Origin of the sequence: Actibacterium ureilyticum, from assembly GCF_002285435.1 — a bacterium.
Classification (GTDB): Bacteria; Pseudomonadota; Alphaproteobacteria; order Rhodobacterales; family Rhodobacteraceae; genus Actibacterium_C; species Actibacterium_C ureilyticum.
Genome location: NZ_NSBT01000037.1, coordinates 777,967 through 789,926 on the forward strand (window position 1 = coordinate 777,967; position 11,960 = coordinate 789,926).

Here is an 11,960-nt window from a genome sequence, read left to right on the forward strand (position 1 = left end):
CCCTAGCCTCGCAATGTGCCGCCGGTGGCCTTGGCCACCTTGTCGACGATCTTGGCGCCGACGGCTTCGATCTGTTCTTCGGTCAGGGTCTTGTCGGTGGGTTGCAGGCGCACGGTGATGGCCAGCGATTTCTTGCCCTCGCCCAGCGACCCGCCGATGAACTCGTCGAAGACGCGCACATCCTCGACCAGCGCCTTGTCGGCCCCGGCGGCGGCGTTGACCAGCGTCAGCGCCTCGACATCCGCATCGACGACAAAGGCGAAATCGCGTTCCACCGCCTGCAGGTCGCGCAGTTCCAGCGCGGGGCGGGTGGCGGATTTCTTTTTCGGGAAGGGCGGCTCTTCCAGCAGCAGGGTGAAGCCCACCGCCGGGCCCTTGACGTCCAGCGCGGCCAGCACCTTTGGGTGCAGCTCGCCAAAGACGCCCAGCACCTTTTTCGGGCCCAGGCAGATGCGCCCGTGGCGGCCCGGATGCCACCAGCCTTCGGCCCCGCGCAGGATCTGCACCTTGGCGGGGGCGCCGATGGCGGCCAGCGCGGCCTCGGCATCGGCCTTGGCGTCATAGACATCGACCGCCCGGCGCGCGCCATGCACGTCCTTGGGCCCGGTATGGCCGATCAGGATGCCGCTGGCCTGCAAATGCTGCTCGCCCGGTTCGCCGCCGTGGAAGGCCGGGCCAACCTCGAACAGCGCCAGGTCCATGAAGCCGCGCGCCTGGTTTCGTGCGGCGGCCTGCAGCAGGCCGGGCAGCAGCGAGGGGCGCATATGGCTCATCTCGGACGAGATCGGGTTTTCCAGCATCGTGGCGTCATCGCCGCCATCGAACAGCGCCGCGGCGGCCTGGTCGATGAAGGAATAGGTCACGCATTCATTGTAGCCCAGCGCCGCGATGGTGCGCCGCGCGATCCCCTCGCGTTTCTGCATCGGCGTCAGGATCGGGCGCGGCACGCCCACCTGTGCCCGCGCCATGGGCTTGCCTTCCAGCTTGGTCAGGGACGCGATGCGCGCGACTTCCTCGACCAGATCGGCCTCGCCCAGCACATCGGGGCGCCAGCTGGGCGGGGTCACCATGTCGCCATCCAGCGTGAAGCCCAGGGCGGTCAGCGTGGCGCGCTGTTCGGCGGCCGGGATTTCCATCCCCACCAGCGACTGCACCCGGTCGGTATCCAGCTTGTAGGCACGGTCCACCACCGGCGCGGCGCCAGCGGTGATCACCTCGGACGCCTCACCCCCGCACAGATCCAGGATCATCCGCGTGGCATCCTCGATCGCTTGCGCGTTATAGGCCGGGTCGATCCCGCGTTCGTTGCGATACCGCGCGTCAGAGTTGATCTTCAGCGCCCGGCCCGCCGCAGCGATATCCAACGTGTTCCAGACAGCGGCCTCGAGGTAGACATCCGTGGTGTCGCCCGTTACGCCGGTTTCCAGCCCGCCCATGATGCCAGCGATGCTTTCCACCTTACCATCGGCCGAGATCACCATCGCGCCTTCGGGCAGGGCATAGGTCTTGTCATCCAGCGCCACCAGTTCCTCGCCGCCCTTGGCGCGGTGCACGGTCAGGCCGCTTTCCACCTTGGCCGCGTCGAAGACGTGCAGCGGGCGGTTGCGGTCATAGGTGAAGAAGTTCGTCACATCGACCAGCGCCGAGATCGGGCGCAGGCCGATGGCGCGCAACCGGTCCTGCAGCCACGCGGGGCTGGGGCCGTTTTTCACGCCCTTGATCAGGCGCCCGGCAAAGACATGGCAGCCATCCGCATCGGCAATCGTCACCGGGATCGGGTTGGCGAAGCTGCCCGGCACCTGTTCGGCCTTCAGCGGTTTCAGCGTGCCCAGACCCCGCGCGGCCAGATCGCGCGCGACGCCATGAACCCCCAGCGCATCGGGGCGGTTGGGGGTGATCGCGATCTCGATCACCGGGTCAACCTTGGCCGGATCGTTTTCCGCCAGCCAGTCGGCGAATTTCTGGCCGACCGTGCCCGAAGGCAGCTCGATGATGCCGTCGTGATCGTCGCCCAGCTCCAGCTCGCGCATGGAGGCCATCATGCCATGGCTTTCCACGCCCCGGATCTTGCCCACGCTCAGCGTCACGTCGATGCCCGGCACATAATCGCCCGGCTTGGCCAGAACCACGGTGATGCCCTCGCGCGCATTGGGGGCGCCGCAGACGATCTGCTTTTCGCCCTCGTCCGTGTCGACAACGCAGACGCGCAGGCGGTCGGCATCGGGGTGCTGGGTGGCCGATTTGACCTTGGCGAGGGTGAAGGTCGACAGCGCCTCGGCCGGGTTTTCCACGCCTTCGACCTCCAGCCCCAGATCGGTCAGGGCATAGAGGATCTCGTCAAGCGAGGCCTCGGTTTCCAGGTGGTCTTTCAGCCAGGAGAGGGTGAATTTCATAGATCGAATCCTGTATGCTGATGAATCTTCTTTTTCATGAAGCCAGTGGCGAGCGCTTTCACGATTTCGAGCGCCGCGCTACCTCCCGTTTCGGCTATAGCTTCCTTTGTGCTTTTCCAAATGCCTTGGTCGCGGACAGCATCAAGGTATTCATGGCCGACACCAGTAATTCGAAAACAGCCAAAGTTTGCATCTTCACCTTCTATCCAGCCAGCATCTCGCATCTGGACCAACTGATACCCATCTCCAGGCATGAGCTCTGTCTGAAAATCGACGTAGCCGGTTTCATCCTCGTCCCACGACTGAATTTCGGTAGCCTCTGCCAAAAGCAGAAGTTCTCTCATTCGATCCAAATCTCGCTTTGGCATTACCTACTCAGCCCCCCGCGCAGGGTCGGCTGGTCCAGGCTCGCGAACCCGTAATGGCGCAGCCAGCGCAGGTCGCTGTCGAAGAACGCGCGCAGGTCGGGGATGCCGTATTTCAGCATGGCGATCCGGTCGATCCCCAGGCCAAAGGCAAAGCCCTGCCACTGGTCCGGGTCGATGCCACCGGCGGCCAACACCTTGGGGTGGACCATGCCGGAACCGAGGATTTCCATCCAATCGTCGCCCTCGCCCACTTTCAGCGTGCCGTCCTGCCACGAACAGCGCAGGTCGACCTCGGCCGACGGCTCAGTAAAGGGGAAGTGCGACGCGCGGAAGCGCAGCTCGACCTTGTCGACCTCGAAATAGGCGCGGCAGAATTCCTCAAGCACCCATTTCAGGTTTGCCATCGAGATATCGCGGTCGATGGCCAGCCCCTCGACCTGGTGGAACATCGGCGTGTGGGTCTGGTCATAGTCGCAGCGATAGACGCGACCGGGTGCGATCACTCGGATGGGCGCGCCCTGGGCCTGAAGCGCGCGGATCTGCACCGGGCTGGTATGGGTGCGCAGCACATGCGGCGGGCGGTTGTCGCCATCGGCACGGTGCATGAAGAACGTATCGTGTTCCTGTCGCGCGGGGTGTTCGGGCGGGATGTTCAGCGCATCGAAATTGTGCCAGTCATCCTCGATCTGCGGGCCCTCGGCCACGGCAAAGCCCATATCGGCAAAGATCGCGGTGACCTCTTCGGTGACCTGGCTGACCGGGTGGATGGTGCCCTGACGCGCCGGACGGCCGGGCAGCGTGACATCCAGCCATTCGCCGCGCAGCCGTTCATCAAGTGCTGCATCGGCCAGCGCGGATTTCTTGGCGGACAGCGCGCTGTTGATCTCGTCCTTCAGCGCGTTCAGCTTCGGCCCCATGACCTGGCGTTCCTCGGGCGACATCTTGCCCAGCTCGCGCATCTTCAGGCTGACCTCGCCCTTCTTGCCGACGGCCTGCACGCGCAGATCCTCCAGCGCGGCCTCGTCACCGGCATCAGCGATCAGGCCCAGATATTTCGATTTCAGATCGTCCATGGCGCGGACCTCCAACAAGTTCAGGCTTCACCTAAAGCGATGGGCGGGAACGTGCAAGCAATGCTGCCGCCAAAGCCCGGGTTTTCAGGGGCGCGGTCCTAGAACGCGCGCCAGAAACGGGGCAGGAACAGCACGAAGACAGTGAACATCTCAAGCCGTCCGGCGAACATGCCAAAGGCCAGCATCACCTTGGATTCGTCCGATAGCGTGGCGAAGTTGCCCGCCGGGCCGATGATGCCCCCCACCCCCGGCCCCACATTGGCCACCGCCGTCAGCGCCCCCGACAGGGCGGTGGAAAAATCCAGCCCGTCGAAATCCAGCGCCACCGCCAGCACCGATACGGTCACCACATAGATGACGAAAAACGCCATGACCCCGGACAGGACCTCTTCGGACACGGCACGCCCCTCGTACCGGACGACGAAGATGCCGTGGGGATGGCGGATGCGGCGTATCCAGGTCTTGATCACGCGGGCCAGGATGACCCAGCGCATCGCCTTGGCCCCGCCCGCCGTGGACCCGGTGCAGCCGCCCACCGCCGTCAGCAGAAAGAACGCCGCCACCGCGACCGGCCCCCAGGTCAGGTAATCGGTCGTGGCATAGCCCGTGGTCGTGACGACCGACACCACGTTGAAGGCGACCAGGCGCAGCGCCTCGGCAAACGGGCGGTGGTCGGCCAGCACCAGCCACAGGGTGAGCAGCCCGATCACCACGCCCAGGCTGCGCAGCATCATCAGCACCTGTTCCGAGCGCCAGATCCCCCGCATCACGGCGCGGATATACCAGGCAAAGGGCAGCCCAGCCCCCAGCATGAAGACCGTGGCCACCCATTGCAGATAGCCACTGTCGAAATGCCCGAACGAGCTGTCATAGTTCGAATACCCGCCCGAGGACATGGTGGTCATCGCATGGGTGACCGCGTCAAAGGGCGACATGCCCCCCAACGCATAAAGCGCGCCACAAAGCAGCATCAGCCCCAGATAGACCACCAGCGTGGCCATGGCGAAGGCCGCCGCATTGCGCAGCTGCTTTTCGCCTCGTTCCGAGCTTTCGGTCTGATACAGTTGCATCCCGCCAACCTGCAGGATCGGCAGCAGCGCCATGCCGGTCACGACAAAGCCGACCCCGCCAAGCGCCTGCAGAATCGCCCGCCACAGCAGGATGCCGCGCGGCGTCTGTTCCAGCCCCGACATCACGGTCGAGCCCGTGGTGGTGATGCCCGACATCGCCTCGAACACCGCATCGGCGGGGGTCATCCCCCACAGATACATCGGCAGCGCCCCAGTCAGGGCAGCGGTCATCCACACGCTGGACGTCAGAAGGAAGGTGTGCCGCTGCTCCAGCCCGGTTGCCCTGCGCGATGCCGCCAGGCACAGCGACACCCCGACAAGGCCCGTCAGCAGGAACCCTTCCCCGAACTGCTCGGCGGTGTCGTGAAACAACAGCGCATCCACCCCCATCAGACAGGCGGTGAACAGGATCACAATACCATTGACGAATACGACGAAACCCATCGAAGCGCATTTCCACGTCAAACAGCGTCACATTGGCGCTTTGCCCCGCTCAAGGCAATGACCGAACATGCCCTGAAACTGAAAAGCCGCGGCACCCGAAGGTCCGCGGCTTTCCAACTGTCCCTCGATCGTTGCGAGGTTTATGCCAGTGCGGCCTTCGCCTTGTCGACGATTGCGCCGAACGCATCGGGTTCGTTCACGGCCAGATCGGCCAGGACCTTGCGGTCGACCTCGATCCCGGCCAGCGACAGACCGTTGATGAAGCGGCTATAGGTCAGCGCCTCGTCATGGCTGCGCACGGCGGCGTTGATCCGCTGGATCCACAGGGCGCGGAAATTCCGCTTGCGCTGTTTCCGGTCGCGGGTTGCGTATTGGTTCGCCTTGTCGACGGCTTGCGTCGCGGTGCGGAAGGCGTTCTTGCGGCGGCCATAGTAACCCTTGGCGGCCTTGATCACCTTCTTGTGGCGTGCGTGCGTGGTGGTTCCGCCTTTGACTCTCGACATCTCCGACCCTCCTTAGCGCGAATAGGGCATCATCGACTTGACGATTTTCTCGTCAGGAGCCGACAGCGTGGTGGTGCCGCGAGCATTGCGGATGAATTTGGTGGTGCGTTTGATCATGCCGTGGCGCTTGCCGGCCTGGCCGGTCTTGACGCGGCCATTGGCCGTCACCTTGAACCGCTTCTTGCAGCTCGACTTGGTCTTCATCTTGGGCATTTCCGTCTCCTTGAAGTTCGGGCGGTGTCGATGCGGCTCGGCATGCCTCTGGGGCCGGCCACACCAATTGAGAGGCGCCGTATACGGGCTGCAGCCCCGCAAGGCAAGTCAATTATTGCACCAGTTCCCCGAACACCCGCACAAAGGCTTTGGGGACATCGTTCATCGCATATCCCTTGGGGTTGTTCATCAGCGCCAGCGTGATCAGCCCGCCGCAGATCAGCACCAGCACTGCCGCCGCCCGTGGCGGGCGGCTTTCGGCAAAGGCCCCAAGAAGCGCGGGCGCCGCCAGAACGCCCGCGATGATGCCCGCCACCAGATAGTAATCGCCATTCATGCCCGCCTCCGGGTTTTATAATGGCCCTTATTATTCGGGATCGGTGCTGAAAATCAATCTTTCTTCGCAGGGAGCGATTCGCAGAATATTGGTTGTTCCCGGCACGTTGAAGGGCACACCTGCCACAACCACGATCTGATCCTCCTCGGTCGCGAAACCACCTTTGCGGGCCGCGCGGGCCGCGCCCACCACCGCCATCTTGAACCGCTGCACATCGCCCGAGTAATGGCAATTCGTGCCCCAGGTCAGGCAAAGCCGCCGGGCCGTCCGTTCAAACGGGGTCAGCGCCAGGATCGGCACGCGCGGCCGTTCGCGCGCCGTCAGCGACGCGGTGGTGCCGGAATGGGTGAAACAGCAGATCGCCTTGATATCCGTGGTCTCGGCGATCTCGCGCGCGGCCGACACGATCCCGTCGGCAACGGATGTGCGCTTGGCGGTGCGGCTGGCCTCCATGATCTCGCGATAGGTGGCGTCGCTCTCGATCTCCTGGGCGACGTTGTTCATCGTCGTCACCGCCTCGATCGGATAGGAGCCGGCGGCGCTTTCGGCCGACAGCATCACCGCATCGGCGCCCTCATAGATCGCGGTTGCCACATCCGACACCTCGGCCCGGGTCGGAACGGGGCTGTCGATCATGCTTTCCAGCATCTGGGTGGCCACGATCACCGGCTTGGCCGCCGCGCGGCTGCCCCGGACCAGGCGCTTCTGGATCGGCGGCACGTTCTGCACCGGCAGCTCGACGCCCAGATCGCCACGGGCCACCATGATCCCGTCGCTGACCGCCAGGATGTCGTCAAAGGCCGTGACCGCGGCGGGCTTTTCGATCTTGGACAGGACAGCAGCCCGGCCCGAGACCAGATCGCGCGCCTCGATCACATCCTCGGGGCGCTGCACGAAGGACAGGGCGATCCAGTCGACGCCCAGTTCGCAGACGAACTCCAGATCGGCGCGGTCTTTTTCAGACAGCGCGGCCAGCGGCAGCACCACATCGGGGACGTTCACGCCCTTGCGGTTGGAAATCGTCCCGCCCGTCACCACGGTGCAATCGGCGAAATCGGCGCCACAGGTTTCGACCCGCACCCGGATCTTGCCGTCATTGACCAACAGGGTCGAGCCCGGCTTCAGCGCCTGAAAGATCTCGGGATGTGGCAGGCAGACGCGGCTTGCGTCGCCTTCGGCCGGGTCCAGGTCAAAGCGGAACGCCTGCCCCTCGGCCAGCTCCTCGCTGTCGCCCGCGAACACGCCACAGCGCAGCTTGGGGCCCTGCAAATCGGCCAGAATGGCAATCGGGCGGTCCACGTCCTGTTCGATCTGGCGGATGATCCGGTGGCGTTCGCGGATCTCGTCATGGCTGCCGTGGCTCATGTTCAGACGGAACACATCGGCGCCCGCTTCGAACAGTGCCCGGATCATGTCATAGGTGTCAGAGGCCGGCCCCAGCGTGGCCACGATTTTTACATTGCGAAGTCGTCTCATACCGTCGCGTCATTTCCATTCAGTTTTCGTGGTGGGCCAGACCAACTTCTTAATGGCCGAATTCGGCGCATCTGACAACTGGTGCTTTCCCCGCGATTGGCATAAGGGACAAGTGTTTCGAAATATTGACACGGCCCATGACCTATCAACCGTTTGAAATCCTTGGCGCGGATCGCGGATCGCGCTGGGTGGTGACGTGCGATCACGCCACCAACCATGTGCCCGACTTCGTGCATGACGGCACGCTGGGCCTGCCCGATCACGACATGAACCGCCACATTGCCTATGACGTGGGGGCCGCCGGCGTGACCCGCCGTCTGGCCGAGCTTCTGGATGCGCCCGCGATCCTGTCGCATTTCTCGCGCCTGGTGATCGACCCCAACCGGGGCGAGGATGACCCGACCCTGCTGATGCGGCTTTACGACGGCTCGATCATCCCCGCCAACCGCCATGCCGACGCGACCGAGCGCGAGATGCGGCTGGACCGTTGCCATCGCCCCTATCACGCGGCGGTGGCCGATCTGCTGGCGCAGCGCGACGACCCGATCCTGCTGCCGATCCACAGCTTCACCCCGCAGCTTCAGGGGCGGCCAAAGCGGCCCTGGCATATCGGCATCCTGCATGGCGAAGACCAGCGGCTGGCGCGGCCGCTGATCGACCGGCTGCGGCAGGAACCCGATCTGTGCGTGGGCCAGAACGAACCCTATGGCGGGCACCTTCCGGGCGATTCCGTCGACCGTCACGCCATCCGCACCGGGCGCCACAACGTCCTGATCGAGCTGCGCAATGACCTGATCGAAGAACAGGCCGAACAGAACGCCTGGGCCGCGCGATTGGCGCCGATCCTTGAAGATGTGCTGAAAACCGCCAATCTTTGACCCGAGGAGACCGACACATGGATGACCAAACCCGTATCGAACTGGAAGCCGCCGCGTTCCGCCGTCTGCGCCAGCACCTGATGGAAGACCGCAAGGACGTGCAGAACATCGACCTGATGAACCTGGCCGGGTTCTGCCGCAACTGCCTGAGCCGCTGGTACAAGGAAGCCGCCGAAGAGCGCGGCATCGACATGACCGAACCGCAGGCGCGCGAGACCTTCTATGGCATGCCCTATGCCGACTGGAAGGCTCAGTTCCAGGCCGAAGCCAGCCCCGAACAGCAAGCCGCGTTCAAGGATGCCTTTGCGCAGAATGTCGGCGACAAGGGCTGATCGCTAGCCCGTCACACGCTGCACCGTGACCGATTGATCCACCATGGTGATCGGGCCGAACGCGCTCAGGAACGCGACATCCGCCGCGTCCTGGCCGACCCCGATCCGCGCGATCGTATCGGCGGCGGCCATGCCCGTGGCATCGACCAGATGCCAGCCCCCGTCCAGAAACACCTCGGCCACGGCATGGAAATCCTGTGGCTTCACATCGGGCGCATAGACGCTGGCAAACCGCGCCGGGATCGCCGAGGCGCGCGCCAGCGTGATCATCACATGGGCGAAATCCCGGCACACCCCCTGCCGCTGCACGAAACTGTCGAGCGCGGTCGTCTGCGCGCCGCTGGCCCCCGGCACATAGGCCAGCGCGCCATGGACCCAGTCGCGCATCGCCGCGATCCGGGCGCCGCCCTGCAATTCCCCGAATTCCGCCGTGACAAAGTTCTGGAACAGATCCGACGGGCAATAGCGTGACGGCATCAGATACCGCACCGCCGCGCCGGGCACCTGATGCGGCGGCACCCCTTGCAGCGAGGCGATCTCGGGCGTCGGGCGGTCCACGGTGACCTGCACCCGGTAATCGCAGCGGAACGCGCCCTCGGCCCGCAGCCAGATACGCTCGCCCATGTCGCCCTCGGCGGGCACACGCTCGAAATGCTGGGTCGGGGATAGCTCGATCCGGCCGCCATCGGTGCGCTGATCGGCCAGGTGGGGCACCTCGACCTGCAACAGCAGATCGGTGGGCTCCGGCAGGGTATAGTCAAGATGACAGCTGACGTTCAATTGCATGGCACCACCGGGAAAAGGGTTCAGCGCGCGGCGGACGGGATGCGCGCACCCCTTCGTTTCTATCGCGAAGCACGCGGCGGGGCCATCACTTCTGCAGCCGCGCCGTTACTGCGCCGATACAGTCCATCTGCTAGACTGTGCCCGCACAGATTGTGACATCGCATTTCAAAGCCAAGGGTTTTTCAGATGAAGATCGTGAACTGGAATATCGAATGGATGAACCGCTGGTTTTCCGGCAACGCCAATCCGGTCTGGGGCAGCAATTCGCTTGACCCCGACCAGGCCCGCACAGTCGCGGGCAAGGTGGCGCGCGTGATCCGCGCCATGGATCCCGACGTGCTGACCCTGCAAGAGGGGCCATCCGCCACCGCCGAGATGGACCTGTTCCTGACAGAGTTCCTGTCCGACGCCCAGGGCGCGCCGCTGTACGATGCGCTGATCGGGGCCGATGGCGGGGCGCAGAAACTGTATGCGTTGCGCAAACGGGATGGCCGGGCCGCGGCGATGGACTATGCCACCGATGCCGCCACCCGCACCCTGATGGACGGCTGGCTGGCGGATGTGAACGGCGACCTGCTGCTGGAAACCTATGATTTCACGCGGGCGCCGTTGGTCGTCGATGTCGACCCCGAGGCGGGCCAGCCGGTCCGGCTGATCGTGCTGCACACCAAGTCGAAATATGTCCATCGCGGCCAGCAACTGTTCGACAACCCCGACACCCGCCAGGAATTCATCGCCGAGGCAATGCTGGCCCGCCGCCGGATTTCAGCCGAGGCATTCCGCCTGCGCACGTATCTCGACACGCTGTTGCAGAACGACATGGACGCACGGATCATCGTCACCGGCGATTTCAACGACGGGCCGGGGCGGGATTTCTTCGAACGGTCCTATCTGACCCACAACGTGACCGACATCCTGCTGGGCAGCACGTTCTACCCCGAACTGATCTTTCACCACGCCCTGCTCGGGCGGGTCGACACGCCGGCGCTCTTCACCGCGCGGTTCGACGATTTCGTCGACAACGTGCAGGACCGGCCGCTTCTGCTGGATCATTTCGTCGTGTCGCCCGCGCTCACGGATTACATCCGCGACGCGGGCATCGCCCATGACGCGTTCCAGGCCGAGCTGGACGACATGAACGGCCCCCGCACCGCGCGCCCCAGCGACCACCGCCCCGTCTGGGCCGAGATCGGCGCGCCGTTGACGGGATAGGCGGGCTCAAACCGCGGCCTTGATGCTCTCTTCCAGATAGATCTCGCGCAGGCGCTTGGCGACGGGACCCGGCGTGCCGGTGCCGATGGTGGCGCCGTCGATTTCCACGACCGGCATCACGAAGGTCGAGGCCGAGGTCACGAACGCCTCGTCCGCCTGCTGCGCCTCTGCGATGGTAAAGGGGCGTTCCTCGACCTGCATCTGCGCCTCTTCGGCGAAGCGCAGGACCGCGGCGCGGGTGATCCCGTGCAGGATGTCATTGGACAGCCCGCGCGTGATGATCGTGCAGCCCTTGACGATATAGGCGTTGTTGCTGGTGCCCTCGGTCACCGCGCCGTCCTGCACCATCCAGGCATCGTCGGCGCCCGCGGCCTTGGCCATCATCTTGCCCATCGACGGGTACAGCAGCTGCACCGTCTTGATGTCGCGCCGCCCCCAGCGGATATCGTCGATGGCAATCACCTTGATCCCCGTTTTCGCCGCCGGGCTGTTGGCCAGCCCCGGCTTGGACTGGGTGAACAGAACCACGGTCGGCTTGGTGGTCTCGGGGTCGGGAAAGGCGAAATCGCGGTCGCCCGGCGCGCCGCGCGTGATCTGCAGATAGATTCCGCCCTCGACCACGTCGTTGCGGCGCACCAGCTCGCGGTGGATCTCCAGCAGGTCGTCGAATTCGGCGGGTTTCTGGATGTCCAGCTCGGCCAGCGACCGTTCCAGCCGCGCCATATGGCCCGGGAAATCGGTCAGCTTGCCCTCCAGAACCGCCGTCACCTCATAGACCCCATCGGCCATCAGGAACCCCCGGTCGAAGATCGACACCGTCGCCTCTTCCTCGGGCAGGTATTCTCCATTGACGTAAACGATCCGGGACATGCTGA

13 protein-coding genes are annotated in these 11,960 nt (G+C 64.6%); 3 read left to right on the forward strand and 10 right to left on the reverse strand.

The window, feature by feature from the left end; genetic code table 11:
* Nucleotides 1–2 precede the first annotated feature (2 nt).
* From pheT to pyk, 8 genes are all read right to left on the reverse strand, one after another.
* Nucleotides 3–2,393 carry a phenylalanine--tRNA ligase subunit beta gene (pheT, locus tag CLM60_RS16815; RefSeq protein ID WP_095590255.1) on the reverse strand — a complete coding sequence of 797 codons (2,391 nt, stop codon included), beginning with the start codon at nucleotides 2,391–2,393 and terminating at the stop codon, nucleotides 3–5.
* Nucleotides 2,390–2,761, reverse strand: coding sequence for a DUF2513 domain-containing protein (locus CLM60_RS16820; RefSeq protein ID WP_095590256.1), 372 nt, complete (start codon nucleotides 2,759–2,761; stop codon nucleotides 2,390–2,392). The genes pheT and CLM60_RS16820 overlap by 4 nt, the downstream gene beginning before the upstream one ends.
* The gene (gene pheS, locus CLM60_RS16825) at nucleotides 2,761–3,834 is read right to left on the reverse strand and encodes a phenylalanine--tRNA ligase subunit alpha (protein ID WP_095590257.1); all 1,074 of its coding nucleotides are present in this window, start codon (nucleotides 3,832–3,834) and stop codon (nucleotides 2,761–2,763) included. The genes CLM60_RS16820 and pheS overlap by 1 nt, the downstream gene beginning before the upstream one ends.
* Before the next feature lie 98 nt (nucleotides 3,835–3,932).
* Nucleotides 3,933–5,348 carry a TrkH family potassium uptake protein gene (locus CLM60_RS16830; RefSeq protein WP_095590258.1) on the reverse strand — a complete coding sequence of 472 codons (1,416 nt, stop codon included), beginning with the start codon at nucleotides 5,346–5,348 and terminating at the stop codon, nucleotides 3,933–3,935.
* Between the two features lie 140 nt (nucleotides 5,349–5,488).
* Nucleotides 5,489–5,851 (reverse strand): 50S ribosomal protein L20, encoded by a 363-nt coding sequence (gene rplT / locus CLM60_RS16835; protein ID WP_095590259.1) that lies wholly within the window; start codon nucleotides 5,849–5,851, stop codon nucleotides 5,489–5,491.
* Nucleotides 5,852–5,863: 12 nt separating this feature from the next.
* Nucleotides 5,864–6,064, reverse strand: coding sequence for a 50S ribosomal protein L35 (rpmI, locus tag CLM60_RS16840; RefSeq protein ID WP_095590260.1), 201 nt, complete (start codon nucleotides 6,062–6,064; stop codon nucleotides 5,864–5,866).
* Between the two features lie 112 nt (nucleotides 6,065–6,176).
* Complete coding sequence (locus tag CLM60_RS16845) at nucleotides 6,177–6,401, reverse strand: hypothetical protein (protein WP_095590261.1); 225 nt, start codon at nucleotides 6,399–6,401, stop codon at nucleotides 6,177–6,179.
* A 30-nt stretch (nucleotides 6,402–6,431) separates the two neighbouring features.
* Entirely contained in the window at nucleotides 6,432–7,877 is a 1,446-nt protein-coding gene (pyk, locus tag CLM60_RS16850) for a pyruvate kinase (protein ID WP_095590262.1), read from the reverse strand.
* Nucleotides 7,878–8,014: 137 nt separating this feature from the next.
* Here pyk and CLM60_RS16855 point away from each other — a divergent pair, with 137 nt between their 5' ends.
* A complete protein-coding gene (locus CLM60_RS16855; protein WP_095590263.1) occupies nucleotides 8,015–8,755 on the forward strand; it encodes an N-formylglutamate amidohydrolase in 741 nt (246 codons plus the stop codon).
* Between the two features lie 17 nt (nucleotides 8,756–8,772).
* Nucleotides 8,773–9,087 (forward strand): DUF1244 domain-containing protein, encoded by a 315-nt coding sequence (locus tag CLM60_RS16860; RefSeq protein WP_095590264.1) that lies wholly within the window; start codon nucleotides 8,773–8,775, stop codon nucleotides 9,085–9,087.
* Between the two features lie 3 nt (nucleotides 9,088–9,090).
* On the opposite strand, the gene CLM60_RS16865 is transcribed toward CLM60_RS16860, so the two are convergent.
* Nucleotides 9,091–9,873, reverse strand: a complete 783-nt coding sequence (locus tag CLM60_RS16865) for a transglutaminase-like domain-containing protein (protein WP_095590265.1) — start codon at nucleotides 9,871–9,873, stop codon at nucleotides 9,091–9,093.
* A gap of 186 nt (nucleotides 9,874–10,059) precedes the next feature.
* Between CLM60_RS16865 and CLM60_RS16870 the strand changes: the two genes are divergently transcribed.
* Nucleotides 10,060–11,085 carry an endonuclease/exonuclease/phosphatase family protein gene (locus CLM60_RS16870; RefSeq protein ID WP_095590266.1) on the forward strand — a complete coding sequence of 342 codons (1,026 nt, stop codon included), beginning with the start codon at nucleotides 10,060–10,062 and terminating at the stop codon, nucleotides 11,083–11,085.
* Nucleotides 11,086–11,091: 6 nt separating this feature from the next.
* On the opposite strand, the gene CLM60_RS16875 is transcribed toward CLM60_RS16870, so the two are convergent.
* Nucleotides 11,092–11,955, reverse strand: a complete 864-nt coding sequence (locus tag CLM60_RS16875; protein ID WP_095590754.1) for a D-amino-acid transaminase — start codon at nucleotides 11,953–11,955, stop codon at nucleotides 11,092–11,094.
* Nucleotides 11,956–11,960: the final 5 nt, after the last annotated feature.